This window comes from Streptococcus fermentans, from assembly GCF_040888305.1.
In the GTDB taxonomy this organism is placed as follows: Bacteria; Bacillota; Bacilli; order Lactobacillales; family Streptococcaceae; genus Streptococcus; species Streptococcus fermentans.
In genome coordinates this window covers 133,665-160,064 of the sequence record NZ_JBFNFG010000003.1, presented here as the reverse complement: position 1 = coordinate 160,064, position 26,400 = coordinate 133,665, and the positions used below count along the sequence as shown (strand labels likewise).

Below are 26,400 nucleotides of genomic sequence, written 5' to 3'. Positions count from 1 at the left end.
CAACATGCAAGTCATGTTGTTTTTTTGTTTCTCGAAAAAAGATAAGATTTTGAAGTTTTATAGTCGAGTTTACGAATAAAAAGATGAGAACAAAAAAGGAGGATTGCTGATGTATGTGACAGGTCTTTATCCGTGGTTGATCAAGTGGTTTTTAAAATAAATTTGACTTAGTTGTTTATTTTAAAATTATTTTATCGAATAGATAAGTAAGAAGAATAGGAAAGGAGTCTGATCAATGTATTTACCAATTTTACTTCCATGGTTTATCAAATTGTATTTTAAATAAATTAAATTTATTCATTCATTTTAAAATGATTTCTCGAATAGACAAGTGAGAAGAAGAGGAAGGAGATTGCTTCATGTTTATGCCGATCATGTATCCATGGTTAATTAAGTGGTTTTTAAAATAAATTTGATTTAGCTGTTTATTTTAAAATTATTTCTCGAATAGATAAGTGAGAAGAAGAGGAAGGAGATTAGAAATGATTATTTCAGTTATTTATCCAATTTGGCTTTTAAAATGGTTTAAAGGTTAAAAATAACAAACAAAAAACTATAAAAATAAAGGAGAAAACAAATGACAAACTTTGACAAAATGGAACAGAACTTTGTAGCTCTTACGGAAGAAGAGTTAATGGAAGTGGATGGGGGAGTTGCACCACTAGTAGTAGCATTTGGAGTAGCTGCGTTTAAAGGTTTTTCTGTAACAGGGGGCGCTATTATGCTAGGAGCAGGACTTTATCACGTTGGAAAAAATTTGAAATAAAACTTTAGGTGAGTTTTATGAATATAATGTTGAAAAATATATATGTAGGATTTGTTTTAATATCTTACAGTATATTATTAATTTATTCTCTACTTAATTTAGAAAAGGTATCATTGGAGAACTGCATTCTGTTAGTGGTATTGACATACTATATTAATAGAAAAGAAATATTTAAAGTGAAAGTGAATTAGAGTAAGGAGATTCAAAAATGGAGATTTTAGTAAATGATAGTCGTTTTACAGCAATGACAGAAAATGAATTAGCAACGGTCGCTGGAGGAGTAGTTCCTGCAGCAGCAGTAGCTGTTCCGGTAGGAATTAAGGTTGCGGGGTATGTTGTCGGAGGAATATCTGCTGTAGGACTAGCTGTATGGGGTTATTTTAGCTAAGATAAAATACTTTGTAGAAATCAGATACATACTATTAAAAATTAAATAGGATTGTCATAAAAAATTTTTTATCGGGATTTTCTGAAGGTTATTTTATCGTGTCAGTCATTATCTATATTGTAACGTATTTGATTTTGAAAAAACCGATCAATACCTTGTTTTATCTAGAAACCTATCCAATTCTGTTTGGTCTGTTTTATGTAGGGTATAAGTGTAATTCAGAAAATAAAAAATGATCTATTAGAAACTAATCATTAAGTTGAACTAAAAAGGAATAAAAGTGAACTTGTATGAAAAATCTAAAAAATGTAATGGGAGCCTTTTTAATTATTTTTGGAGTGCTTTGCATATTGGGGGATTTAAATGTAATCACCTTTAATGTTGAAAAATATTTCCAAACAGAATTATTTATTTCGATGCTTATTTTGATGATGAGTTATTTAGATTCAGGTAAAGATAAGGTTTAAAGAGAACTATTATTAGTATGTGGCAAATGCTATTGAATAATCATCTTTTAGTTGTTATCAATGAAATAAGAACTAAAAAAGAATGGAGAAATAAATGAATATCTCAGAAGAATTTTCGGCTATAATTATATCAGCCTCAGGAATAGTAGGACTTTTGGTTGGAGTAGCTATTGGATTAGCTAGTATTATTTAAAAAGGAGTAGATGAAAGATGAAGAAACTGAGTAAAAAATTTGCTATTATGACAGAGGAAGACTTGGCTGTAACTAAGGGAGGTTTCATTGTTACTACTTCTACAGCAGTAGCTTGGGGTGTTTTAGGAGTCGTTACCTATATGTATGGGCGTCATTTGGGAAGTAGACGTTAATTTAAAAATTTGTGGCAAATCATAAAAGAAAATCAAGTATGAATCGCAACACTGATCTCAATACATTGTTACCTAAACTAGCAACTATAGTTCCTTTGGTAGCAATAGGTTTCAATCTCGTACTTCATGTAATTCGTACAGGTTCTTTATTATCCTTTGATTGGAAATGGTATTTAGTTGGATTGATTGCCTCAGGCTATTTTGGGATTTTTTGCAAGGATTTGTCAAAACATAATCCAAACTATAAATGATGAATCTGAATGAAAAGGATTTTGTGCGTGTGAACGGCGAAAAAACTCTGCCATTCTTGTCAGATAAAAAGGAGTCTGCTATGAAAAAATTTTTATTGGGATTTACTGAGGGATATTTTATCGTGTCAGTCATTATCTATATTGTAACGTATTTGATTTTGAAAAAACCGATCAATACCTTGTTTTATCCAGAAAACTATCCAATTCTGTTTGGTCTGTTTTATGTAGGGTACAAGTATCAAATAAGAGGAAGTAAGATTGAAAATTGATGGACCATCATATTGGAGTTTGAGATGAGAGTCGTTCAAGTGTTACAAAAAGCTTGGCTAGAGTTTACTGTATGCTGCAGTTCGATGGTTTATATCATTGTTAGAATAGTCGCTGATGTAAACAAAATAAATCTACCTACATGGTTTGAATATTTTGATATACCTACGATTTCACTATTTGGGATGGCATTTATTTTACTTTATAGAAGTGAAGAAAAATGTGATAAAGGTTGATAAAATGAATTTGAACTTTGTGACTCCAGTATTAGGGCAATCTTGGGGAATGTTGGGGTATTAAGCTGATGAACTGTAGTTTAATTTTAGTTAGAAAGATATTCGTATGTTTAAAAAAGAAGTGATATTATTAGGGCTGCTTCTACTAGTACGTATTGTACTTTCTATCATGCAAGTTTTAATAGACTATAAACTATTGCTAGGAAAGTATAGTGTAAATTTCATGGAAATTTCAGATTTATTCTCTTATCCCCTACTTTTTTTAATCATTTACATAGCGGTAAAATATCATGCTATCCAGAAAATAAGAGATAAAGAAGATAATCAGGATGGAAATGAATAAGACTTTAAAAATCTTTCTAACGTTCCTTTTCTTATTTCTGATGAATATGTTTATTCTCAAGATACTAGCAACTCTGGGATTTCAGCTGACAATGAGTGAAAAGAGTTATATTGTACCACCGCTGTTTTCGATTATCGTTTTGTACATGATTGACAAAGGAATTAGGAAGAAAAAGAAATCTTTATAAATATATATTTTAGGTAGAATGTTTGTTCTACCTATTTTTATGTAGGAAAAAGTGCTGTTCAGGTGCAGTTATTGTTTTTTTAGAAATAATTTTCTTTTTGCTTCTTTGTTTGGATAAAATAATCTTATAAAGTTTTCTTTGGAGATTGTTAGGAAGAGGAGTAGGATATGAAATTTAGTAAACGGCATTATCGTCCTCAAGTAGACCAGATGGACTGCGGTGTGGCTTCATTAGCCATGGTCTTTGGTTATTATGGTAGTTATTATTCTCTGGCTCACTTGCGAGAGTTGGCCAAGACGACCATGGATGGGACTACAGCTTTAGGCTTAGTCAAGGTTGCTGAGGAGATAGGTTTTGAGACGCGAGCAATAAAGGCGGACATGACCTTGTTTGATTTGCAGGATGTAACTTTTCCTTTTGTGGCTCATGTGCTTAAGGAAGGGAAATTGCTCCATTATTATGTGGTGACTGGGCAGGACAAGAACAACATTCATATTGCTGATCCAGATCCTAGTGTTAAGCTGACCAAGATTTCTCGTGAGCGCTTTGCCAAGGAGTGGACAGGAATCACTATTTTTATGGCACCATCTCCGAGTTATCAGCCTCATAAGGAACAAAAAAATGGTCTGCTTTCCTTTATCCCTATATTAGTGAAACAGCGAGGTTTGATTGTTAATATTGTTTTGGCGACCCTCTTGGTGACCTTGATTAACATTGTGGGTTCTTATTATCTGCAGTCTATCATTGATACTTATGTACCAGATCAGATGCGCTCGACACTGGGAATTATTTCGATAGGGCTAGTCATCGTTTATGTCCTTCAGCAAATCTTATCTTATGCCCAGGAGTATCTTTTACTTGTTTTGGGGCAACGCTTGTCGATTGACGTGATTTTATCCTACATCAAGCACGTTTTTCATTTACCTATGTCCTTTTTTGCAACACGACGGACAGGGGAAATCGTGTCTCGTTTCACGGATGCAAATAGTATCATCGATGCACTGGCTTCGACTATTCTGTCAATCTTTTTGGATGTATCTACTGTCTTGATTATTTCAGTAGTTCTATTTTCGCAGAATAGCAATCTCTTTTTCATGAGTTTACTAGCCCTTCCTATCTACACAGTGATTATCTTTGCTTTTATGAAGCCCTTTGAAAAGATGAATCGGGAAACTATGGAAGCCAATGCGGTTCTGTCTTCTTCTATCATTGAGGACATCAATGGTATTGAGACCATCAAGTCCTTAACTAGTGAAAGTTCACGCTACCAAAAGATTGACAAGGAATTTGTAGATTATCTGAAAAAATCTTTTACCTACAGTCGGGCAGAAAGTCAGCAAAAGGCTCTGAAAAAGCTTGCCCAACTCTTGCTCAATGTTGCCATTCTCTGGATGGGGGCTCTCCTAGTCATGGATAATAAGATGAGTTTGGGCCAGTTGATTACCTATAATACCTTGCTTATTTACTTTACAAATCCTTTGGAAAATATCATCAATCTGCAAACTAAGCTTCAGACAGCGCAGGTTGCCAATAACCGTCTCAATGAAGTTTATCTGGTTGCATCTGAGTTTGAGGAAAAGAAAACAGTCTCGGATTTGAGCTTGCTAGAAGGAGATATGGATTTCCAGCAGGTTCACTACAAATATGGCTATGGTCGAGATGTCTTGTCGGACATCAATCTAACCATTCCGCAAGGCTCTAAAGTGGCTTTTGTAGGGATTTCAGGATCGGGTAAGACGACCTTGGCTAAGATGATGGTTAATTTTTATGATCCTAGTCAGGGGGAGATTAGTCTGGGTGGTGTCAATCTCAATCAGATTGATAAAAAGGCTCTGCGCCAGTATATCAACTACCTGCCTCAGCAGCCTTACGTCTTTAACGGAACGATTTTGGAGAATCTTCTCCTCGGAGCTAAGGAGGGGACGACCCAGGAGGATATCTTGAGAGCAGTGGAGTTGGCAGAGATTCGGGAGGATATTGAGCGCATGCCACTGAATTACCAGACAGAATTGACTTCGGATGGAGCGGGCATTTCAGGTGGGCAACGTCAGAGGATCGCTTTGGCGCGTGCTCTCTTGACTGATGCGCCTGTCTTGATCTTGGATGAGGCGACCAGCAGTCTAGATATTTTGACCGAGAAGCGAATTGTCGATAATCTCATGGCTTTGGATAAGACCTTGATTTTCATCGCCCACCGTTTAACCATTGCTGAGCGGACAGAGAAGGTTGTCGTTTTGGATCAGGGCAAGATTGTCGAAGAGGGTACACATATGGATTTACTGGCTCAGGGTGGTTTTTATGCCCACTTGGTGAATAGTTAGAGAGGAGAAAAGATGCAATCAGAATTTTTAGAAAGTGCTGAGTTTTACAATCGTCATTACCATAATTTTTCTAGTTATGTGATTTTTCCAAGTTTTATCTTATTTTTGTTCCTGATTGTTTTTTCAATCTTTGCACAAAAGGAGATAAGCTTGACAGCTGGAGCTACGGTAGAACCTGCTCGTATCATTGCCACCATTCAGTCTAGTAGTAATAGTAAGATTGTTGCCAATCATTTGGCTGAAAATAAGTTTGTCAAGCAAGGGGATCTTCTCGTTCAATACCAAGAGGGAGCAGAAGCAGTTCAGGCTGAGAATTATGCTAGTCAGTTGGAAATGCTCAAGGATCAGAAGGTTCAACTGGAGTATTTAAAAGCAAGCCTTCAATCAGGAAGTGATCAATTTCCTGAAGCAGATAAATTTGGCTATCAGCATAGTTTTTTAGATTATCTAAATCAAGCTGCTAGTCTGCGGAGTCAGGTTGAGCAACAAAATGCTAGTATATCATCTCAAAATGCAGCAGCCAGTGGTAGTCAGACAGAGTTAGGCAATCTCATCGGTGAAACCCAGTCCAAAATTAAAGAATATCAGCAAGCCAAGTCTGCTATTCAAGCTGATGGAGTCTTAGAGAGTGATCATCCAGCTTATGTCATTTATCAGTCTTATCAGTCAACAAAAGAGCAGGGATCGGAAGCCAAACAGCAGGCCTTATCTCAGCTAGATGCTCACATCACTCAGTTGGAGTCAACTCTTGCAGGTTATCGAGTACAGTATGCAGGTTCAGGAGCCCAGCAAGCTTATGCATCTGGATTAGGAAGTCAGTTGGAGTCATTAAAATCCCAGCAACTAGCCAAGGTAGGCCAGGAATTAACGCTCTTGGATCAGAAAATTCTTGAAGTGGAGTCAGGTAAAAAGATTCAAGGAAATCTTTTAGAGAAGGGGAAAATTACAGCAACAGAAGATGGTGTTCTACATTTGAATCCTGAGCATAGTCGATCTACCATCATTCCAGAAGGAACTATCCTTGCTCACCTTTTTCCGCAGTTGGCTAGGGAGAGGAAGGCAAAACTGACAGCTTATATTAGTTCTAAGGAAGTGGCTGATCTCAAGCATGGAAATGAGGTACGATTTACAACAGTAACGGATGCCAATAAGCAGCTAGTGTTGACATCCAAGATTACGAATATCGATACCAGTGCGACTCAGACAGAAAAGGGCAATTTCTTTAAATTAGAGGCAGAGACGGATTTGAATGCTGAACAAGCAGAAAAACTTCGTTATGGACTTGAAGGTCGTTTGACTATGATTACAGGTAGGAAGAGTTTTTTACGCTACTATCTGGACCGCTTTTTGAAACAAGAATAAAGTTTCTATTTTTAACTCAAATCGATCTTAGAAAATCGCAAATGAAAAATCGTTTGCGATTTTTCTGTACTTTTTCAGATACTATACAAAATATAGTTCGTGTAATATTTGATTTTTAGTGTCTGTTGTGTTAGAATGATGTAAAGTAATGCGAAAGGCGAACAAGAAAATGTCCAGTAAACTTATTTATACGGGAAAAGCTAAAGATATCTATACTACAGAAGACGAAAATGTGATTAAGTCGGTCTACAAGGACCAGGCCACTATGCTGAATGGAGCTCGCAAAGAGACCATAGAGGGGAAAGGTGTGCTGAATAATCAGATTTCGTCTCTTATTTTCGAAAGATTGAATGCGGCTGGTGTGGCGACACACTTTATCGAACGTATTTCTGACACAGAACAACTCAATAAGAAGGTGACCATCATTCCTTTGGAGGTTGTTCTTCGTAACGTGACTGCAGGTTCTTTCTCAAAACGTTTTGGCGTGGAAGAAGGTTTGGACTTAGAAACTCCAATCGTTGAATTTTACTATAAGAACGATGATTTGGATGATCCATTCATCAATGATGAGCATGTGAAGTTTTTGGATATTGCCAATGATGAACAAATCGCTTATATCAAGGAAGAAACACGTCGTATCAATGAATTGCTGAAAGATTGGTTTGAGCAAATTGGTCTTCGTTTGATTGATTTCAAATTGGAATTTGGTTTTGATAAGGATGGCAAGATTATCTTGGCAGATGAATTTTCACCAGATAACTGCCGCCTTTGGGATGCGGAAGGGCACCACATGGACAAGGATGTTTTCCGTAGAGATTTGGGCAGTTTGACAGATGTTTATGAAGTTGTATTGGAAAAATTGCAAGGATTGAAGTAAGTTGTTTGAAACGGAAAACCTTCGTCTTTCAAGTAAAAGGACTCAGGCTGAAAAGGTCTACTAGACCTTTTCACTCCGTAGAGATTTGGGCAGCCTAACGGATGTTTATAAGGTTGTGTTAGAGAAATTGCAGGGATTGAAGTAATCATTTTGGAACGGAACCCCTTCGTCTTCGATAACCTATTTGAATAGAAATAAAGGAACTAAAATGGATAAACGTATTTTCGTTGAGAAAAAAGCTGATTTTCGTGTCAAATCTGACTCTTTAGTAAAAGAATTACAGCATAATCTTCAGTTGAAAACCTTGAAGGATCTTCGGATTGTTCAGGTTTACGATGTCTTTAATTTGGCAGAGGACTTGTTTGCGCGTGCGGAAAAACACATTTTTTCTGAGCAGGTGACCGATACTGTTTTGGATGAAGCTGCGGTTAAGGCTGATCTTGAGAAGTATGCTTTCTTTGCCATTGAAAGCTTGCCTGGTCAATTTGACCAACGTGCGGCATCTTCACAGGAAGCTTTGCTTTTGCTTGGTAGTTCAAATGATGTGACGGTGAACACAGCACAACTTTACTTGGTCAATAAGGATATTGATGCGGATGAATTGGAAGCTGTCAAAAACTACCTCTTGAATCCAGTGGACTCTCGTTTCAAAGATATCACTCTTGGCATTGCGAAACAGGATTTCTCTGAGTCTGACAAGACCATTCCAAACTTAGATTTCTTTGAAACTTATACGGCAGAAGAATTTGCTCAATATAAGTCAGAGCAAGGATTGGCCATGGAAGTGGATGACCTTCTCTTCATTCAAGATTACTTCAAGTCTATTGGTCGTGTGCCAACTGAGACTGAGCTTAAGGTTTTGGATACTTACTGGTCTGACCACTGCCGTCACACAACTTTTGAGACGGAGTTGAAAAACATCGACTTCTCAGCTTCTAAATTCCAAAAACAATTGCAGGCGACTTATGACAAGTATATTGCCATGCGTGATGAGTTGGGACGTACCGAAAAACCTCAAACCTTGATGGATATGGCGACTATTTTTGGTCGTTACGAGCGTGCCAATGGTCGTTTGGATGACATGGAAGTGTCTGATGAAATCAATGCCTGCTCTGTAGAAATTGACGTGGATGTCAATGGTGTCAAAGAACCATGGCTTCTCATGTTCAAAAACGAAACTCACAACCACCCAACGGAAATCGAACCATTTGGTGGTGCGGCTACTTGTATCGGTGGTGCCATTCGTGACCCATTGTCAGGGCGTTCCTATGTTTACCAAGCCATGCGTATCTCAGGTGCTGGTGATATTACAGCTCCAATTTCAGAAACTCGCGCTGGGAAATTGCCACAACAAGTGATTTCTAAAACAGCGGCTCACGGTTATTCTTCATATGGGAACCAAATTGGTCTTGCAACAACTTATGTTCGTGAATACTTCCACCCAGGTTTCGTTGCTAAGCGCATGGAGCTAGGTGCAGTTGTCGGTGCGGCTCCTAAGGAAAATGTTGTCCGTGAAAAGCCTGAAGCTGGTGATGTGATTATCTTGCTCGGTGGTAAGACCGGACGTGATGGTGTCGGTGGTGCGACAGGTTCATCTAAAGTTCAAACAGTTGAATCTGTTGAAACAGCTGGTGCTGAGGTTCAAAAAGGGAATGCCATCGAAGAACGTAAGATTCAACGTCTTTTCCGTAATGGGGAAGTGACACGTCTGATCAAGAAATCAAATGACTTTGGTGCCGGTGGTGTCTGTGTGGCTATCGGTGAATTGGCAGATGGTCTTGAAATTGATCTAGACAAAGTGCCATTGAAATACCAAGGTTTGAACGGTACCGAAATTGCTATCTCTGAATCTCAGGAACGTATGGCCGTGGTAGTTCGTCCAGAAGATGTAGATGCCTTCATTGCAGCATGTAACAAAGAAAATATTGATGCTGTTGTCGTTGCGACAGTGACTGAAAAACCAAATCTTGTCATGCACTGGAATGGCGAAACAATCGTTGATTTGGAACGTCGTTTCCTTGATACGAACGGTGTACGTGTAGTCGTAGATGCTAAGGTGGTTGACAAGGATGTCAAGCTTCCAGAAGAACGTCAAACATCTGCTGAAACCCTTGAAGTTGATACTCTTGAAGTCTTGGCTGACCTTAATCATGCAAGTCAAAAAGGGTTACAAACCATCTTTGATAGCTCAGTTGGTCGTTCGACAGTCAATCACCCACTTGGTGGTCGCTACCAAATCACACCAACTGAAGCTTCTGTACAGAAATTGCCAGTCCAACATGGTGTGACTCATACGGCATCAGTCATGGCACAAGGCTTTAACCCATACATCGCAGAATGGTCTCCGTACCACGGTGCTGCTTATGCGGTTATCGAAGCAACCGCTCGTTTGGTTGCTGCTGGTGCCAACTGGTCTAAAGCTCGCTTCTCTTATCAAGAATACTTCGAGCGTATGGATAAACAAGCAGAGCGTTTTGGTCAGCCAGTAGCAGCTCTCCTAGGCTCTATCGAAGCTCAGATTCAACTTGGTTTGCCATCTATCGGTGGTAAGGACTCTATGTCTGGTACCTTTGAAGAATTGACAGTACCACCAACTTTAGTTGCTTTTGGAGTGACAACAGCAGATAGCCGTAAGGTCCTTTCTCCGGAATTTAAAGCTGTTGGTGAAAATATCTATTACATCCCAGGTCAAGCTTTGGCACAAGAAATTGACTTTGATCTTATCAAGTCTAACTTTACTAAGTTTGAAGCCATCCAAGCAACTCATAAAGTCACATCTGCATCAGCTGTCAAATATGGTGGTGTGGTTGAAACGCTTGCCCTTGCCACATTTGGTAACCATATTGGTGCCACTGTAACCCTTGAAAATCTTGAGACTGCCTTGACAGCTCAATTGGGTGGATTCGTCTTCACATCTCCTGAAGATATTGCAGGGGTTGCCAAGATTGGACAAACAGCAGCTGACTTTACACTTACTGTCAATGGTGTAACGCTTGATGGACACAAACTTGACAGTGCCTTCCAAGGTAAATTGGAAAAGGTTTACCCAACGGAATTTGCACAAGCAACTGAGTTGGAAGAAGTACCTGCGGTGGCATCAGATTCTGTTATCAAAGTTAAAGAAACAGTTGAGACACCAGTGGTTTACATCCCAGTATTCCCAGGTACTAACTCTGAGTACGATTCAGCTAAGGCCTTTGAAAAAGAAGGTGCAAAAGTAAACTTAGTGCCATTTGTAACACTTAATGAAGAAGCTATTGTCAAGTCCGTTGACACCATGGTTGACAATATCGAAAAAGCTAACATTATCTTCTTTGCAGGTGGCTTCTCAGCAGCGGATGAACCAGATGGATCAGCTAAATTCATCGTTAACATCTTGCTCAATGAAAAAGTGCGTGCAGCTATCGATAGCTTCATCGAAGGTGGTGGTTTGATTATCGGTATCTGTAACGGATTCCAAGCTCTTGTCAAATCTGGTCTTCTTCCATATGGTAACTTTGAAGATGCAAGCAGTACTAGTCCAACCCTCTTCTACAATGATGCCAACCAACACGTGACTAAGATGGTTGAAACACGGATTGCCAATACCAACTCACCATGGCTTGCTGGAGTGGAAGTTGGTGACATCCATGCTATCCCAGTATCACACGGTGAAGGTAAGTTTGTCGTGACAGCTGAGGAATTTGCAGAACTTCGTGACAATGGACAAATCTTTAGCCAATATGTTGACTTCGAAGGCAAACCAAGCATGGATTCTAAATACAATCCTAACGGTTCTGTGAATGCTATTGAAGGTATCACAAGCAAGAACGGTCAAATCATTGGTAAGATGGGACACTCAGAACGTTTCGAAGACGGTCTTTTCCAAAATATTCCAGGAAATAAAGACCAACACCTCTTTGCGTCAGCGGTTAAATATTTCACTGGAAAATAAGACTTGCAGATTTTCTAATAGATAACCATCAGTAAATGTAAAATCAAGTAGATCTAACTTACGACAATTGCAAATGATTTATTGTTGCGAGTGAAACGAGCTTCTGCCGTATCATTCCGCTCTAGTATCGTTAAGGAATGATACACAAATAAAAATTAGGTATATAAAATGACATACGAAGTAAAATCTCTTAATGAAGAATGTGGTGTTTTTGGTATCTGGGGTCATCCAGACGCTGCCAAATTGACCTATTTTGGACTCCATAGTCTTCAGCACCGTGGTCAGGAGGGGGCAGGAATCCTCTCCAATGACCAAGGGAAATTGAAGCGTCATCGTGATATGGGGCTTTTATCAGAAGTCTTTAAAAATCCTGCGAATTTGGATAAATTGACAGGAACTGGAGCGATTGGGCACGTGCGTTATGCGACTGCGGGAGAAGCTTCTGTAGACAATATCCAACCTTTCCTTTTCCGCTTTCATGATATGCAGTTTGGTTTGGCTCACAATGGGAATCTGACCAATGCAGAATCTCTCAAGCAAGAATTGGAACAAAGAGGAGCAATCTTTAGCTCGACTTCTGATTCAGAAATCTTGGCTCACTTGATTCGCCGTAGCCACAATCCAAACTTGATGGGTAAAATCAAGGAAGCGCTCAGTCTTGTTAAAGGTGGTTTTGCTTATCTCTTGATGTTTGAAGATAAGCTAATTGCAACGCTTGATCCAAACGGCTTCCGTCCTCTGTCAATCGGGAAAATGGCTAATGGAGCAGTAGTGGTTTCATCTGAAACCTGTGCCTTTGAAGTAATCGGTGCTGAGTGGATTCGCGATGTGAAACCAGGCGAGATTGTCATTATTGATGACAATGGCATCCAGTATGACAGCTATACAAACGATACTCAACTGGCTATCTGTTCCATGGAGTATATCTATTTTGCCCGTCCCGACTCTAACATCCACGGTGTCAATGTCCATACAGCTCGTAAGCGAATGGGAGCTCAATTGGCACGTGAGTTCAAGCATGAAGCTGATATCGTAGTTGGGGTACCAAACTCCTCACTCAGTGCTGCTATGGGTTTTGCGGAAGAATCTGGGCTACCAAATGAAATGGGGCTCATCAAGAACCAATATACGCAACGGACCTTTATCCAACCAACTCAAGAATTGCGCGAGCAAGGGGTTCGGATGAAATTGTCTGCCGTCTCTGGTGTCGTTAAAGGCAAGCGCGTGGTCATGATCGATGACTCGATTGTACGAGGCACAACATCTCGTCGTATCGTAAAATTGCTGAAAGAAGCAGGTGCTACAGAAGTTCATGTGGCGATTGCTAGCCCAGCTCTGGCTTATCCATGTTTCTATGGAATTGATATTCAGAGTCGTGAGGAATTGATTGCGGCCAATCATACGGTTGAAGAAACCTGTCAAATTATTGGTGCAGATAGCCTGACTTATCTTTCTATTGATGGCTTGATTGATTCTATCGGCATCGAAACAGATGCGCCAAATGGCGGCCTCTGTGTGGCTTACTTTGATGGGAAATATCCAACTCCTCTCTATGATTATGAAGAAGAATATCGTAGAAGTTTGGAAGAAAAAACGAGTTTTTACAAATAAAAAATCCCATTGAAGGAAAGGAAAAGGAAAAAACAAATGACAAATAAAAATGCTTACGCAAAATCTGGCGTAGACGTTGAAGCGGGTTATGAAGTTGTTGAACGAATTAAAAAACACGTTGCTCGTACGGAGCGTGCAGGTGTCATGGGAGCTCTTGGTGGTTTTGGTGGTATGTTTGACCTTTCAAAAACAGGTGTCAAAGAACCTGTTTTGATCTCAGGAACAGATGGTGTTGGTACTAAGCTGATGCTTGCTATCAAGTATGACAAACACGATACCATCGGTCAAGACTGCGTGGCTATGTGTGTCAATGATATCATTGCTGCAGGTGCAGAGCCTCTTTACTTCTTAGACTATATCGCAACTGGTAAAAATGAACCAGCTAAACTAGAACAAGTGGTTGCAGGTGTGGCCGAAGGTTGTGTGCAAGCTGGTGCCGCCCTTATCGGTGGGGAAACTGCTGAAATGCCCGGCATGTACGGCGAAGACGACTATGACTTGGCTGGTTTTGCAGTCGGTGTTGCAGAAAAATCTCAAATCATCGACGGTTCAAAAGTAGCAGAAGGCGATGTGATTTTGGGACTTGCTTCAAGCGGTATCCACTCAAATGGCTATTCACTTGTTCGTCGTGTCTTTGCTGATTACACAGGTGAAGAAGTATTGCCAGAATTGGAAGGTAAGAAACTCAAGGAAGTCCTACTCGAACCAACTCGTATCTACGTCAAAGCTGCTTTGCCACTCATCAAAGAAGAATTGGTCAACGGGATTGCCCACATCACAGGTGGTGGTTTCATCGAAAATGTCCCACGTATGTTCGCGGATGACTTGGCTGCTGAAATTGACGAAAGCAAAGTCCCTGTTCTTCCAATTTTCAAAGCCCTTGAAAAATATGGCCAAATCAAACATGAAGAAATGTTTGAAATCTTCAACATGGGTATTGGTCTCATGCTTGCGGTTACACCAGAAAATGTTGAACGTGTCAAAGAACTTCTTGACGAACCTGTTTATGAAATTGGTCGTATTGTGAAGAAAGATGGCGCAAGTGTGGTGATAAAATAATGGCTAAAAAAATTGCTGTTTTTGCTTCTGGCAACGGTTCAAACTTTCAGGTGATTGCAGAACAGTTTCCAGTTGAGTTTGTATTTTCTGATCATCGAGATGCCTACGTCCTTGAGCGTGCAGAAAATCTTGGAGTTTTATCCTATGCCTTCGAACTCAAGGAGTTTGAGAATAAGACAGACTACGAAGGAGCCATTGTTGAGCTCTTAGATGAACACCAGATTGACTTGATTTGTCTTGCAGGTTACATGAAAATCGTCGGTCCAACCTTGTTAGCAGCTTATGAAGGCCGTATCATCAATATTCACCCAGCTTATCTCCCTGAATTTCCAGGCGCTCATGGTATTGAGGATGCTTGGAATGCAGGCGTTGACCAGTCTGGTGTGACCATTCATTGGGTGGATTCGGGCGTTGATACCGGTAAGGTCATCAAACAAGTCCATGTGCCGCGCCTTGAAGGGGATACCCTTGATACTTTCGAAGCTCGCATCCACGAAACAGAGTACAAACTTTATCCAGAGGTCTTGGATAGTTTGGGGGCTGCACGAAAATAAGGAAGCCCTCGAGCTGAAAGAAAATTTTCGACTGTAGCACTGTAGCGAAGAAAGAACTTTTTTAAAAAGGAAAAGAAAGAACATGACTAAACGAGCACTTATTTCAGTCTCAGATAAAGCGGGCATTGTTGAATTTGCCCAAGAACTTAAAAAACTTGGTTGGGATATCATCTCAACAGGTGGTACCAAAGTTGCCCTTGATAATGCTGGTGTTGATACCATTGCCATTGATGATGTGACTGGTTTCCCAGAAATGATGGACGGTCGTGTGAAGACCCTCCACCCAAATATCCACGGAGGGCTTCTCGCTCGTCGTGACTTGGATAGCCACTTGGAAGCGGCTAAGGACAACAAGATTGAGCTCATTGACCTTGTGGTGGTCAACCTTTACCCATTTAAGGAAACTATCCTTAAACCAGATGTGACTTATGCTGATGCAGTTGAAAATATCGATATTGGTGGGCCATCTATGCTTCGTTCAGCAGCGAAAAATCATGCCAGTGTTACAGTTGTGGTAGATCCTGCTGACTACGCTGTGGTTTTGGACGAATTGGCAGCAAACGGCGAAACCTCTTATGAAACTCGCCAACGTTTGGCAGCCAAAGTATTTCGTCACACAGCGGCTTATGACGCCTTGATTGCAGAATATTTCACAGCTCAAGTCGGTGAAGGCAAGCCTGAAAAACTCACTTTGACTTATGACCTCAAGCAACCAATGCGTTACGGTGAGAACCCTCAACAAGACGCAGACTTCTACCAAAAAGCCTTGCCAACAGACTACTCTATTGCATCTGCTAAACAGCTTAACGGTAAGGAATTGTCCTTCAACAATATCCGTGACGCTGATGCAGCGATCCGCATCATCCGTGACTTCAAAGATAGTCCAACCGTTGTGGCTCTCAAACACATGAACCCGTGCGGTATAGGTCAAGCTGATGATATCGAAACTGCTTGGGACTACGCTTATGAGTCTGACCCAGTTTCTATCTTCGGTGGTATTGTCGTTCTCAACCGTGAAGTGGACGCTGCGACAGCTCAAAAAATGCACGGCGTTTTCCTTGAAATCATCATTGCACCAAGCTATTCTGACGAAGCGCTTGAAATCTTGACAACCAAAAAGAAAAACTTGCGCATCCTTGCCTTGCCATTTGATGCTCAAGATGCTAGTGAAGTGGAAGCAGAGTACACAGGCGTGGTCGGTGGCCTCCTCGTTCAAAATCAGGATGTTGTCAAAGAAAACCCAGCTGACTGGCAAGTGGTAACCAAACGCCAACCAACTGAGACAGAAGCGACTGCCCTTGAGTTTGCTTGGAAAGCTATCAAGTATGTCAAATCAAATGGAATCATCGTGACTAATGACCACATGACACTTGGCGTTGGCCCTGGTCAAACCAATCGTGTGGCTTCCGTCCGTATTGCTATTGACCAAGCTAAAGACCGTCTTGACGGCGCTGTCCTTGCTTCAGATGCCTTCTTCCCATTTGCGGATAATGTGGAAGAAATCGCCAAAGCTGGTATCAAGGCCATCATTCAACCAGGTGGGTCAGTACGTGACCAAGAGTCTATCGAAGCTGCTGATAAATACGGCTTGACTATGGTCTTCACAGGCGTGAGACATTTTAGACATTAAGAAAATAAAAGGGAAGAAAACAGTTTCTTTCCTTTTTTTGCTTTAAAAGCGAAACGAAACAAGATTAAAACGAACGTTTATGGTATAATATTAGTAAATAATTCGCAAAAGAGGTTGTAAGATGAAGCTGTTAGTTGTTGGTTCGGGTGGTCGTGAACATGCGATTGCTAAGAAGTTACTTGAATCAAAAAACGTTGAAAAAGTCTTTGTAGCTCCTGGGAATGACGGGATGACTCTAGATGGTCTGGAATTGGTAAATATCTCTATTTCCGAACATTCTGCCTTAATCGAGTTTGCAAAAGTCAATGATATCGCTTGGACCTTTATCGGTCCAGATGATGCCCTTGCAGCTGGAATTGTAGATGATTTCAATGCAGCAGGGCTTAAAGCTTTTGGTCCAACAAGATTAGCAGCAGAGCTGGAGTGGTCTAAGGATTTTGCCAAGGAAATCATGGTCAAGTACGGCGTTCCGACAGCAGCCTACGGCACATTCTCAGATTTCGAGGAAGCCAGGGTCTATATCGAAAAGCAGGGGGCACCAATCGTAGTTAAAGCAGATGGTTTGGCCCTTGGGAAAGGTGTCGTCGTTGCGGAGACAGTTGAGCAAGCCGTCGAAGCCGCTCATGAGATGCTTTTGGACAATAAATTTGGCGACTCTGGTGCGCGTGTGGTTATCGAGGAATTCCTTGACGGGGAGGAGTTCTCTCTCTTTGCCTTTGTCAATGAGGACAAGTTCTACATCATGCCAACAGCTCAGGACCATAAACGAGCCTACGATGGCGACAAGGGGCCTAACACTGGTGGGATGGGTGCATATGCGCCAGTTCCACACTTGCCACAGAGAGTGGTTGACACAGCAGTTGACACCATTGTCAAGCCAGTTCTCGAAGGGATGATTAAAGAAGGTCGTCCGTATCTTGGTGTCCTTTACGCAGGGCTTATCTTGACAGCTGATGGACCTAAGGTCATCGAGTTCAACGCTCGTTTCGGAGATCCTGAAACTCAGATTATCCTGCCTCGTTTGACATCTGACTTTGCGCAAAATATCACGGATATTTTGGATGGCAAAGAGCCAGCAATTACTTGGATGGATAAGGGTGTAACACTAGGCGTTGTTGTAGCCTCAAACGGCTACCCACTCGCTTATGAGAAAGGTGTCAAGCTTCCTACCAAGACAGAAGGCGACATCATCACTTATTATGCCGGAGCTAAATTTGCTGAAAATGGGGGAGACCTTCTTTCAAACGGAGGCCGTGTTTACATGCTGGTCACCACGGCTGATACCGTCAAAGACGGCCAAAACATTATCTACAGCCAACTCAACAAACAAAACACAGAAGGCCTCTTTTACCGAACAGATATTGGAAGTAAGGCTATAAAAGATTAACAGATACTAAATTTGTCAATGGCGAGTGAAAGCGAGCCAAAGTAAGATAATGGTCGCCGTGGTGAAAAGACCAGAACAATTTCTGTTCTGGTCTAGGGAAAATTTGAGACTTGGGCTCAAATTTTAGGAATGAAACCGAGGGGTTGCTTCCGTCCTCACCACCTAAGACCATTATCAAAAAAGAAAAAAAGGGAAAATTATGACTAAACCAATTATTTCCATCATCATGGGCTCAAAATCCGACTGGGCAACTATGCAAAAAACCGCTGAAGTCCTAGACCGCTTCGGTGTAGCCTACGAAAAGAAAGTTGTCTCTGCCCACCGCACACCTGATCTTATGTTCCGCCATGCTGAAGAAGCTCGTAGCCGTGGCATCAAGATCATCATCGCAGGTGCTGGTGGCGCAGCCCATTTGCCAGGGATGGTAGCAGCCAAGACAACACTTCCAGTCATTGGTGTGCCAGTCAAATCACGTGCTCTTAGTGGTGTGGATTCGCTCTATTCGATTGTTCAGATGCCAGGTGGGGTTCCTGTAGCAACCATGGCTATCGGTGAAGCAGGTGCGACTAACGCTGCCCTCTTTGCCCTCCGTCTCCTCTCTGTAGAAGATAAGTCCATTGCGGACGCACTTGCTAACTTTGCCGAAGAACAAGGAAAAATCGCAGAGGAGTCTACAAATGAGCTCAACTAAAACTATTGGTATCATCGGTGGTGGTCAGCTAGGTCAGATGATGGCTATTTCTGCTATCTACATGGGACACAAGGTTATCGCGCTGGACCCTGCGGCAGATTGCCCGGCCTCTCGCGTGGCGGAGATTATCGTGGCTCCTTATAATGATGTGGACGCTCTTCGCCAGTTGGCGGAGCGTTGCGATGTCCTCACTTATGAGTTTGAAAATGTGGATGCCGACGGTTTGGATGCCGTTATCAAGGATGGTCAGCTTCCACAAGGGACAGACCTACTCCGAATCTCTCAAAATCGAATCTTTGAGAAGGACTTTCTTTCTAACAAGGCTCAAGTCACTGTGGCTCCTTACAAGGTTGTGAAATCTAGCCAAGACTTGGAAGATATCGACTTGTCGAAAAACTATGTCCTTAAGACGGCGACTGGTGGTTACGATGGTCATGGACAAAAGGTTATTCGTTCAGAAGCAGACTTGGAAGAAGCATACACTTTAGCGGACTCAGCAGACTGTGTCTTGGAAGAATTCGTCAACTTTGACTTGGAGATTTCAGTCATTGTATCTGGTAATGGCAAGGACGTGACAGTATTCCCAATTCAGGAAAATATCCACCGCAACAACATTCTTTCAAAAACCATTGTGCCTGCTCGCATTTCTGACAGTCTAGCTGAGAAAGCTAAAGCCATGGCTGTGAAGATTGCTGAACAACTCAATCTTTCTGGTACGCTCTGTGTGGAAATGTTTGCGACAGCTGATGACATCATCGTCAACGAAATTGCACCACGCCCCCACAATTCAGGGCACTATTCGATTGAAGCCTGTGACTTTTCACAGTTTGATACCCATATTCTAGGCGTTCTCGGAGCACCATTGCCAGACATCAAACTACATGCACCAGCAGTCATGCTCAATGTTCTCGGCCAGCATGTCGAGGCTGCTGAAAAATATGTGACAGAAAATCCAAGCGCCCACCTCCATTTGTATGGTAAAATAGAAGCGAAGCACAACCGCAAAATGGGACATGTGACTTTGTTTAGTGATGAACCGGATAAGGTTGAGGAGTTTGGGAAAGGGATTGATTTTTAAGTGAAAATAGCGATTCTAGGACTCGGAGTGATCGGGACCACTTATGCCTACGCCTTTCAAAAAGCAGGCCATCAAGTGGAACACGTACTGAGAGATAGTAAGAAAAACAATGCACCGAAGGAGTTGTCAGTTGATCTGCTAGATGGTCGCTATCATTCCAAAGGTGAGAACAAGCATGATACTTATGAGGTTCATGTGGCAGAAGCTCATTCGGAATATGATTTTATTTTTCTCAGTGTGCGTCATGGACTTGTCAAAGAAGCTGTGGAAACCTTGCGAAAAAACAATATCAAAGGCACCCTTGTTTTCTTTTGTAATTTCTGGGATAATCGAAAAGAGGTCCAAGAGTGGGCAGGGGATTACAACTATATTTTGGCCTTTCCGACAGCGGGTGGTCATATGCAGGAGAACCATTTGGATGGTGTCTTGTTCGACCATTTAATGCTAGAAGGTGAGCAAAAAGCACACATTTCTAACTATGCTGATCTGACGGCTTTACTAGTTTCTGCAGATTTGAAGTGGGAAGTGCCTCATGATATGGTCGAGTGGATTTGGATTCACATGGCGATTAACGCAGGTGTCACTTCGACAGCTGCTCGCTCAGGAAATTTGGAAAATCCAGAAGAACTGGCTTTGAACTTGATGAATAGTTCATCGGAATTATCATTGGCCATCAAGGCCATTCGAGAAGCTTTGAAAGTCGTAGAAGCGCGTGGCGTGAATTTGAAACTTTACAAAGCAGAACTATTGCCATACAAAATTCCCGCTTGGATAGCCGGCAAGGCCATGAAAGTCATGTTTGCGAAAAATGAGCTGACCCGAAAAATTATGACTTTGCACAATGATAAACAGGACATCTTCTATTGTTGTCAAAGTGTTTATCAGACCGGTCAGGTGTTAGGTGTGAAGATGCCTATTCTGGAAGCAAATATGAAGGGCATTTCGATTTAGGAGTTTTTTATGATACAACTCATCGTCAACGCATTTGTTGAAAAAGAGAAGACCGGAGCAGTCGTCGAAGTCTTGTATGCTAGTAGTGATCACGAAAAGGTGAAAGCTAAGTATGAAGAGTTGCTTGCTCAATATCCTGAAAACTATCTAGCTATCTATGATGTCCCGCTGGATACGGATTTGAATACACTCAATCACTATCCATCTGTATGGATTGGGAAAGAAGAATTTGAATAAAGTGATTGCCGCTTGCTAACTGATGTGAAACATCAAAAGAAAGGAAAATAAAACAATGATCGAACGTTACTCTCGCCCTGAGATGGCGAACATTTGGACTGAAGAAAATAAATACCGTGCTTGGCTTGAGGTGGAAATCTTAGCTGACGAAGCATGGGCTGAGTTAGGGGAAATCCCTAAGGAAGATGTAGCTTTGATTCGTGAAAAAGCGGACTTTGACATCGACCGTATCTTGGAAATCGAGCAAGAGACTCGCCACGATGTGGTGGCTTTCACGCGTGCGGTTTCTGAGACTCTTGGTGAAGAGCGCAAGTGGGTTCACTATGGGTTGACTTCTACCGACGTGGTGGATACTGCCTACGGTTACCTCTACAAACAAGCCAACGACATCATCCGCAAGGACCTTGAAAACTTCCTCAACATCATTGCTGACAAAGCGAAAGAGCACAAGTTCACCATCATGATGGGGCGTACCCACGGTGTTCACGCTGAGCCTACAACTTTTGGTCTTAAATTGGCAACTTGGTACAGCGAAATGAAGCGCAACATCGAGCGTTTCGAGCATGCGGCTGCTGGTGTGGAAGCTGGTAAGATTTCTGGTGCGGTCGGTAACTTTGCTAACATCCCACCATTCGTTGAAAAATACGTCTGCGACAAATTGGGTATCCGTGCCCAAGAAATCTCTACACAGGTTCTTCCTCGTGACCTTCACGCTGAGTACTTTGCAGTTCTTGCTAGCATCGCAACTTCTATCGAGCGTATGGCGACTGAGATTCGTGGTCTTCAAAAATCAGAACAACGTGAAGTAGAAGAGTTCTTTGCAAAGGGTCAAAAAGGTTCTTCAGCTATGCCTCACAAACGTAACCCAATCGGTTCTGAAAACATGACAGGTCTTGCGCGTGTGATCCGTGGTCACATGGTAACAGCTTATGAAAATGTATCACTCTGGCACGAGCGTGATATCTCTCACTCATCAGCTGAGCGGATCATTGCACCAGATACAACCATCTTGATTGACTACATGCTCAACCGTTTCGGAAACATCGTTAAGAACTTGACAGTCTTCCCAGAAAACATGATCCGCAACATGAACTCTACATTTGGTCTTATCTTCAGTCAACGTGCGATGCTTACTTTGATTGAAAAAGGTATGACTCGTGAGCAAGCTTACGACCTTGTACAACCAAAGACAGCTCAATCTTGGGATAACCAAGTAGACTTCAAACCACTTCTTGAAGCAGATCCAGAAGTAACTTCACGTCTCACTCAAGAAGAAATCGACGAAATCTTCAACCCAACTTACTACACCAAACGAGTGGATGACATCTTCGAACGCATCGGTTTGGGTGACTAACAATAAAACAAAAAAGCGAGACTTTTGTCCCGCTTTTTATTTGTGCTTAATCTTTTTTCTTGCTAAGTCCGTAAGCTGTGAGAGCAGTCATAAGACCAGTAGCAATCAACCATTCTGAACCTTGGCTTCCTGTTTCAGGAAGTTTATTTTCTTTTGCTACAGGAGCTGGGCCTTGAGGAAGAGCTTTGTTTTCCTCAGCAGGAACAGATGCTGGAGCTGGTTCACTTGGAATTTCTAGTTTTGGTTTTTCTTCAGCGATAGCTGCTTGACCATGTTCATCACCGACGTGAGTGACAGGGTTGCCAACTTCGATTACTTGAGCGACTGGTTCTTGAGCGACAACACTAGTAACCAATGTTTTAACTTCAGATCCATCAACAGCAGTAGTCACAGAGTAGAAATGGCTACGACGACCGTTGACACCTGCAGTTACAACACGAGTTTCTCCCTTAGGCAATGCATCAGTTTCACGAGTGATGGTTGTAAATGGAATTTCTTCATCTTCGATGACTACACGAGGTTTATTTACAACAGGAGCTTGACCTTTTTCGTCTCCTACATGTGTCGCTAATGTTCCAACTTCGACAACTTGATTGACAGCTTCTTTCGTTACTTGTCTTTCAAGAACTGTTTCTGTTTGCTTGCCATTTTCAGTCACAACTGAAAGATAGATAGTCCGTTCACCTTTGACACCTTCAGTGATGACTTTCTCTTGTCCTGCTGGAAGGTTAGGATTTTCTTTCTTAACAATCTCAAACGGAATTTCTTCTGTCTTAACAAGAAGCTCTGGTCGGTTTTCAACTGTAGCAGCAGTTTCACTCTCATAGAGGCTTCCTGAGTGAGTTGCAGCTGGTTTGAGACCCAGTCTAGCAGCTTTGAGATTAGCTACAAGTGTGTCCAATTCAGCTTGTTTGTTACGATTGAGGTTGTAGTTAAGAGCATCTTTAGCAGCCTTGAGAGCGTCGAGGCTTTCTGTGCTGTATCCTTCTAAGTTTTCAGGGATTTGAGCAAGTTCTTCGCGTAGTGCTTTGTAGTCAGCACGGAAGTAGTCTTTGTTGTGGTCTGCAAAGGCAGTCATGAGTTCAAAGATTTCTTCTTCCTTGTATTCTGCGCTTGGTCTATCAGCCCAGATAGCTAACATACTACCAACAGTAGGTAGGTCAACTTCAGGATATTTAGTTGATGCTAACTGGTTAAATGGAGTTTTTTCAGTATTTTCAATAGCTTTCTTGAGGAAGCCACCGCCATCTTCTGGTTTTTGACCGAGAATGTAGTACCAGTCTCCATTCGTGTTTAGGAATTTATAACCTTTGCTTGCTAGATATTGAGGAGACGCAAGGTTGTAACCCCACCAGCCTTTAGACCAGTAAGAGATGATAACGTCTTTATCAAACTCAACATCATCCTTGTCTTCGTAGTAGAAGCCATCGTTAAAGGCCATTGGTTGAAGACCTTTTTCTTTAGCCATGGCAGCTAGGCTATTAGCGTACTCAGCAAATTTGCCGTAGAGACCATACCACTTGAGGTAGTACCAACCTTGAGCATTGGTAGCATCGTTAGCATACTCATCTGTACCATAGTTAAAGATTTTAGTCTTACCAGCAAAGAAGTCCATGTACTTGCCGATAAGGGCTTTTGTAAAGTTCATCGCTTCTTCGTTTTCAAGGTCCATAGTTGTTTTTGAAACCTTGTCAAAGTTGGCTTGAGGGTTTGCGATGCCTAATTTTTCCATAGCGACAAGCATAGCATCCATATGACCTGGGCTATTGATAGCTGGGATTAGTCCAATCCCTTTGTCCTTAGCATACTGGATAAGCTCAGTGATTTCAGCTTGGTTCAAAGTAGTTCCGTTAGGATCATCGTAGTAAGATTTTGTTCCTTCGATGATGGCCTTTTTCACATCGTCGCTTGCATAAGTCTTGCCATTTGCTGAGATACTCATATCATCAAGTAGGAAGCGAAGTCCATCATTTCCAAGGAGCAAGTGAAGGTCAGAGTAGCCGAGCTCACTAGCCTTGTCAACGATGCGTTTAAGTTGGTCAAGTGTGAAGTATTTACGTCCAGCATCGATAGAGATGACCTTGTTCTTAGCTAGTTTTTCAACTTCACGTTTAGCATCTTCTTCTTTTTGAGCTTCTGGAGTGAAGGTCAAGTTGCTAACAGCTTCTTGGAGTTTTGCGATCGCTTGGTCAATAGTATCTTGTTGAGCACGGCTGAGGTTGCTATCGAGAGCACGGATGGCTTTTTCAGCATCTTTAACGGCTGCAATACTTTCTTCTGTGTAGCGAGTAAGGTCTGTTGGAACTTCTTTCAGAGCTTGTTCAGCAGACTCGTAGTCAGCAGCGAAGTATTCAGCATTTGAGTTTGCGAATTGACGCATGAGTTTGAAGAGACGAGATGGAGAGTAGCGAGCAGATGGAGTATCAGCCCAAGCTGCTACCATACCACCAATAATAGGAACGTCAGCTCCTTCTGTTTTTGGTACAGAAGTGATCGGTGTGCTCTTAATGCCGTTCAATCCTTGATCAAGGTTGTACCAACCTTGTCCGTCAGCATTACGGCCGAGAACATAGTACCAAGCATCGTTAGTATTGAGGATTTCATGTCCTTTTTCAGCTAGTAACTTAGAAGAAGCGACATCGTAACCACCCCAGCCACCAGTCCACATAGAGACGATGATGTCCTTGTCAAAAGTACCAAAACTTGTATCGCTATTATAGTAGATACCGTCGTTGAAGGCCATAGGTTTTAGACCGTGAGATTTAACGATACGAGCTAGGTCATTTGCATAGGCGATGAATTTGTCATAACCCTTGTCTGGAAATCCATCTTCTGGATACCATTTATAGGCTTGAAGAACGCTCCATCCCTTAGCATCTGTAGCGTCGTTAGCGTACTCATCCAAACCGATGTTGAAGATTTCAGACTTACCAGCAAAGTAGCCTGCATACTTATCAATCAAAGCTTTTGTGAAGGCAACAGCTTTTTCATTGTCAAGGTCAACAGTACGCGCTGATTCTTTACCAAAATAGTTAAAGTTAGGCTTTTCAATACCCAATTCTTTCATAGCATTAAGGATAGCGTCCATGTGGCCAGGACTGTTAACAGATGGGATAAGTCCAATACCTTTATCCTTAGCATAGTTAATCAAGTCGGTCATTTGGCTTTCAGTTAGATGATTGCCGTTCGGATCGTTGTAGTAAGCATTGGTTCCATTTTCAACAGCACGTTTGACATCATCGCTTGCATAAGTTTTGTCCCCTACAGTTAGAGACATGTCATCAAGCATAAAACGCAAGCCATCATTTCCGACTAGGAGATGAAGATCAGTATAGCCATAGTGTTTTGCCTTGTCGATAATTTCTTTTAGTTGATCTGGAGAGAAGTATTTACGTCCAGCATCAATAGAAACGATTTTCTTTTTAGCCAGTTTTTCATTGACTTGAGCTACTTTCTCTGTAGCGACTACAGGAGCCTCAACTGTAGCAACTTCTTTGTTTTCTACCTTTTCTGGCTCTGACTGCTTAGCTTCTTCAGTTACTTCTGGTTTTGCTGGAGTTTCTTCAGTTGCAACAGTTTTTTCTACGACAGGTGCAGGAGTAGCTTCAACTTTTGGTGCTTCAGTGTTTGCTACAGGTGTTGCTGGAGCTGCAGGAGCTACGGCTTCTGGTGTAGGACTAGTTTCAAGTTTTTCTTCGCTAGCCTGTGGAGACGATTCACCTGTAGCTTGGATAGTAGGTTGATTCTCTGTTGTAGTAGGTACGACTCCATCAGCGGCAACAGCTTGCGCATGAAAGGCAAAGCCGATCAAGACAGAAGCTGCTCCGATTGCGTATTTACGAATAGAGAAACGCTGTTTATTTTCTGGTTTCATTAAATAACCTCCTAATTTATTGTTTTGGTAGCGTTTTCACAAACTGATTCCATTGTATTATCTGAAACTAGTAAAGTCAAGTATTTTAATAAAATACCTATAAAAAATATAAGAAGTTATTTAATTTGAACTAATTTTCAATTTTTACTCTGTTTTTAGTAAAATTTCTCCAAATTATAGTTTAAAGTCATTTGATATTTCCTACTAAA

General features: G+C 41.5%; 25 protein-coding genes. 24 read left to right on the top strand and 1 reads right to left on the bottom strand.

Features of this window, described 5'->3' with window-relative positions:
* The first annotated feature begins 577 nt into the window (after nucleotides 1–577).
* The 24 genes from AB2B50_RS04815 (at nucleotide 578) to purB (ending at nucleotide 22,317) form a co-directional block, all read left to right on the top strand.
* Entirely contained in the window at nucleotides 578–766 is a 189-nt protein-coding gene (locus AB2B50_RS04815) for a class IIb bacteriocin, lactobin A/cerein 7B family (protein ID WP_320692675.1), read from the top strand.
* A gap of 208 nt (nucleotides 767–974) precedes the next feature.
* On the top strand, nucleotides 975–1,154 hold the full coding sequence (locus AB2B50_RS04810; RefSeq protein WP_320692674.1) for a Blp family class II bacteriocin: 180 nt from the start codon (nucleotides 975–977) through the stop codon (nucleotides 1,152–1,154).
* A 56-nt stretch (nucleotides 1,155–1,210) separates the two neighbouring features.
* The gene (locus tag AB2B50_RS04805; protein ID WP_320693298.1) at nucleotides 1,211–1,390 is read left to right on the top strand and encodes a hypothetical protein; all 180 of its coding nucleotides are present in this window, start codon (nucleotides 1,211–1,213) and stop codon (nucleotides 1,388–1,390) included.
* 54 nt (nucleotides 1,391–1,444) lie between these two features.
* Nucleotides 1,445–1,621, top strand: a complete 177-nt coding sequence (locus AB2B50_RS04800; RefSeq protein WP_320693273.1) for a hypothetical protein — start codon at nucleotides 1,445–1,447, stop codon at nucleotides 1,619–1,621.
* 210 nt (nucleotides 1,622–1,831) lie between these two features.
* Nucleotides 1,832–1,987, top strand: a complete 156-nt coding sequence (locus AB2B50_RS04795) for a hypothetical protein (protein ID WP_320693272.1) — start codon at nucleotides 1,832–1,834, stop codon at nucleotides 1,985–1,987.
* Nucleotides 1,988–2,025: 38 nt separating this feature from the next.
* Nucleotides 2,026–2,238 (top strand): bacteriocin immunity protein, encoded by a 213-nt coding sequence (locus tag AB2B50_RS04790; RefSeq protein ID WP_320693274.1) that lies wholly within the window; start codon nucleotides 2,026–2,028, stop codon nucleotides 2,236–2,238.
* A gap of 80 nt (nucleotides 2,239–2,318) precedes the next feature.
* Entirely contained in the window at nucleotides 2,319–2,507 is a 189-nt protein-coding gene (locus AB2B50_RS04785; protein WP_320693295.1) for a hypothetical protein, read from the top strand.
* A 24-nt stretch (nucleotides 2,508–2,531) separates the two neighbouring features.
* Nucleotides 2,532–2,741: a hypothetical protein gene (locus AB2B50_RS04780; protein WP_049504581.1), complete on the top strand. Its 210-nt coding sequence runs from the start codon at nucleotides 2,532–2,534 to the stop codon at nucleotides 2,739–2,741.
* A 106-nt stretch (nucleotides 2,742–2,847) separates the two neighbouring features.
* Nucleotides 2,848–3,084, top strand: a complete 237-nt coding sequence (locus AB2B50_RS04775) for a hypothetical protein (protein WP_320693217.1) — start codon at nucleotides 2,848–2,850, stop codon at nucleotides 3,082–3,084.
* A complete protein-coding gene (locus AB2B50_RS04770; RefSeq protein ID WP_049504617.1) occupies nucleotides 3,077–3,271 on the top strand; it encodes a hypothetical protein in 195 nt (64 codons plus the stop codon). Before AB2B50_RS04775 ends, AB2B50_RS04770 begins: the two co-directional genes overlap by 8 nt.
* Nucleotides 3,272–3,438: 167 nt before the next feature.
* Nucleotides 3,439–5,592, top strand: coding sequence for a peptide cleavage/export ABC transporter ComA (comA, locus tag AB2B50_RS04765; RefSeq protein WP_075227949.1), 2,154 nt, complete (start codon nucleotides 3,439–3,441; stop codon nucleotides 5,590–5,592).
* Nucleotides 5,593–5,604: 12 nt separating this feature from the next.
* Nucleotides 5,605–6,954 (top strand): bacteriocin secretion accessory protein, encoded by a 1,350-nt coding sequence (locus AB2B50_RS04760; RefSeq protein ID WP_320693218.1) that lies wholly within the window; start codon nucleotides 5,605–5,607, stop codon nucleotides 6,952–6,954.
* A gap of 169 nt (nucleotides 6,955–7,123) precedes the next feature.
* The gene (gene purC, locus AB2B50_RS04755; protein WP_075227947.1) at nucleotides 7,124–7,831 is read left to right on the top strand and encodes a phosphoribosylaminoimidazolesuccinocarboxamide synthase; all 708 of its coding nucleotides are present in this window, start codon (nucleotides 7,124–7,126) and stop codon (nucleotides 7,829–7,831) included.
* A gap of 208 nt (nucleotides 7,832–8,039) precedes the next feature.
* A complete protein-coding gene (locus tag AB2B50_RS04750; protein WP_320693219.1) occupies nucleotides 8,040–11,765 on the top strand; it encodes a phosphoribosylformylglycinamidine synthase in 3,726 nt (1,241 codons plus the stop codon).
* A gap of 168 nt (nucleotides 11,766–11,933) precedes the next feature.
* Nucleotides 11,934–13,376 carry an amidophosphoribosyltransferase gene (gene purF / locus AB2B50_RS04745; protein ID WP_320693220.1) on the top strand — a complete coding sequence of 481 codons (1,443 nt, stop codon included), beginning with the start codon at nucleotides 11,934–11,936 and terminating at the stop codon, nucleotides 13,374–13,376.
* A 36-nt stretch (nucleotides 13,377–13,412) separates the two neighbouring features.
* A complete protein-coding gene (purM, locus tag AB2B50_RS04740) occupies nucleotides 13,413–14,435 on the top strand; it encodes a phosphoribosylformylglycinamidine cyclo-ligase (protein ID WP_320693221.1) in 1,023 nt (340 codons plus the stop codon).
* Complete coding sequence (purN, locus tag AB2B50_RS04735) at nucleotides 14,435–14,989, top strand: phosphoribosylglycinamide formyltransferase (RefSeq protein WP_075227943.1); 555 nt, start codon at nucleotides 14,435–14,437, stop codon at nucleotides 14,987–14,989. The genes purM and purN overlap by 1 nt, the downstream gene beginning before the upstream one ends.
* Nucleotides 14,990–15,071: 82 nt before the next feature.
* Nucleotides 15,072–16,619, top strand: coding sequence for a bifunctional phosphoribosylaminoimidazolecarboxamide formyltransferase/IMP cyclohydrolase (purH, locus tag AB2B50_RS04730; protein ID WP_075227942.1), 1,548 nt, complete (start codon nucleotides 15,072–15,074; stop codon nucleotides 16,617–16,619).
* Between the two features lie 121 nt (nucleotides 16,620–16,740).
* Entirely contained in the window at nucleotides 16,741–18,006 is a 1,266-nt protein-coding gene (purD, locus tag AB2B50_RS04725; protein WP_075227941.1) for a phosphoribosylamine--glycine ligase, read from the top strand.
* 199 nt (nucleotides 18,007–18,205) lie between these two features.
* Nucleotides 18,206–18,697: a 5-(carboxyamino)imidazole ribonucleotide mutase gene (gene purE / locus AB2B50_RS04720; protein ID WP_075227940.1), complete on the top strand. Its 492-nt coding sequence runs from the start codon at nucleotides 18,206–18,208 to the stop codon at nucleotides 18,695–18,697.
* Nucleotides 18,684–19,775: a 5-(carboxyamino)imidazole ribonucleotide synthase gene (gene purK, locus AB2B50_RS04715; protein ID WP_075227939.1), complete on the top strand. Its 1,092-nt coding sequence runs from the start codon at nucleotides 18,684–18,686 to the stop codon at nucleotides 19,773–19,775. The genes purE and purK overlap by 14 nt, the downstream gene beginning before the upstream one ends.
* Nucleotides 19,776–20,726, top strand: coding sequence for a ketopantoate reductase family protein (locus AB2B50_RS04710; RefSeq protein WP_075227938.1), 951 nt, complete (start codon nucleotides 19,776–19,778; stop codon nucleotides 20,724–20,726).
* Nucleotides 20,727–20,735: 9 nt separating this feature from the next.
* Nucleotides 20,736–20,963, top strand: a complete 228-nt coding sequence (locus AB2B50_RS04705) for a phosphoribosylaminoimidazole carboxylase (RefSeq protein ID WP_075227937.1) — start codon at nucleotides 20,736–20,738, stop codon at nucleotides 20,961–20,963.
* 55 nt (nucleotides 20,964–21,018) lie between these two features.
* Nucleotides 21,019–22,317: an adenylosuccinate lyase gene (gene purB / locus AB2B50_RS04700; RefSeq protein WP_075227936.1), complete on the top strand. Its 1,299-nt coding sequence runs from the start codon at nucleotides 21,019–21,021 to the stop codon at nucleotides 22,315–22,317.
* Nucleotides 22,318–22,363: 46 nt separating this feature from the next.
* Here the strand turns inward: purB and strH are convergent, their stop codons facing one another.
* Nucleotides 22,364–26,191: an LPXTG-anchored beta-N-acetylhexosaminidase StrH gene (strH, locus tag AB2B50_RS04695; protein ID WP_320693294.1), complete on the bottom strand. Its 3,828-nt coding sequence runs from the start codon at nucleotides 26,189–26,191 to the stop codon at nucleotides 22,364–22,366.
* Nucleotides 26,192–26,400 lie beyond the last annotated feature (209 nt).

Bases quoted from the DNA above. Each gene is read 5' to 3' on its own strand.
- AB2B50_RS04705 (WP_075227937.1), top strand. From the start codon at position 20,736: ATGATACAACTCATCGTCAACGCATTTGTTGAAAAAGAGAAGACCGGA.
- purE (WP_075227940.1), top strand. From the start codon at position 18,206: ATGACTAAACCAATTATTTCCATCATCATGGGCTCAAAATCCGACTGG.
- purK (WP_075227939.1), top strand. From the start codon at position 18,684: ATGAGCTCAACTAAAACTATTGGTATCATCGGTGGTGGTCAGCTAGGT.
- AB2B50_RS04800 (WP_320693273.1), top strand. From the start codon at position 1,445: ATGAAAAATCTAAAAAATGTAATGGGAGCCTTTTTAATTATTTTTGGA.
- purN (WP_075227943.1), top strand. From the start codon at position 14,435: ATGGCTAAAAAAATTGCTGTTTTTGCTTCTGGCAACGGTTCAAACTTT.
- AB2B50_RS04795 (WP_320693272.1), top strand. From the start codon at position 1,832: ATGAAGAAACTGAGTAAAAAATTTGCTATTATGACAGAGGAAGACTTG.
- purH (WP_075227942.1), top strand. From the start codon at position 15,072: ATGACTAAACGAGCACTTATTTCAGTCTCAGATAAAGCGGGCATTGTT.
- purM (WP_320693221.1), top strand. From the start codon at position 13,413: ATGACAAATAAAAATGCTTACGCAAAATCTGGCGTAGACGTTGAAGCG.
- purD (WP_075227941.1), top strand. From the start codon at position 16,741: ATGAAGCTGTTAGTTGTTGGTTCGGGTGGTCGTGAACATGCGATTGCT.
- AB2B50_RS04775 (WP_320693217.1), top strand. From the start codon at position 2,848: ATGTTTAAAAAAGAAGTGATATTATTAGGGCTGCTTCTACTAGTACGT.
- AB2B50_RS04750 (WP_320693219.1), top strand. From the start codon at position 8,040: ATGGATAAACGTATTTTCGTTGAGAAAAAAGCTGATTTTCGTGTCAAA.
- purC (WP_075227947.1), top strand. From the start codon at position 7,124: ATGTCCAGTAAACTTATTTATACGGGAAAAGCTAAAGATATCTATACT.
- purF (WP_320693220.1), top strand. From the start codon at position 11,934: ATGACATACGAAGTAAAATCTCTTAATGAAGAATGTGGTGTTTTTGGT.
- AB2B50_RS04815 (WP_320692675.1), top strand. From the start codon at position 578: ATGACAAACTTTGACAAAATGGAACAGAACTTTGTAGCTCTTACGGAA.
- AB2B50_RS04810 (WP_320692674.1), top strand. From the start codon at position 975: ATGGAGATTTTAGTAAATGATAGTCGTTTTACAGCAATGACAGAAAAT.
- comA (WP_075227949.1), top strand. From the start codon at position 3,439: ATGAAATTTAGTAAACGGCATTATCGTCCTCAAGTAGACCAGATGGAC.
- strH (WP_320693294.1), bottom strand. From the start codon at position 26,191: ATGAAACCAGAAAATAAACAGCGTTTCTCTATTCGTAAATACGCAATC.
- AB2B50_RS04785 (WP_320693295.1), top strand. From the start codon at position 2,319: ATGAAAAAATTTTTATTGGGATTTACTGAGGGATATTTTATCGTGTCA.
- purB (WP_075227936.1), top strand. From the start codon at position 21,019: ATGATCGAACGTTACTCTCGCCCTGAGATGGCGAACATTTGGACTGAA.
- AB2B50_RS04780 (WP_049504581.1), top strand. From the start codon at position 2,532: ATGAGAGTCGTTCAAGTGTTACAAAAAGCTTGGCTAGAGTTTACTGTA.
- AB2B50_RS04760 (WP_320693218.1), top strand. From the start codon at position 5,605: ATGCAATCAGAATTTTTAGAAAGTGCTGAGTTTTACAATCGTCATTAC.
- AB2B50_RS04790 (WP_320693274.1), top strand. From the start codon at position 2,026: ATGAATCGCAACACTGATCTCAATACATTGTTACCTAAACTAGCAACT.
- AB2B50_RS04770 (WP_049504617.1), top strand. From the start codon at position 3,077: ATGAATAAGACTTTAAAAATCTTTCTAACGTTCCTTTTCTTATTTCTG.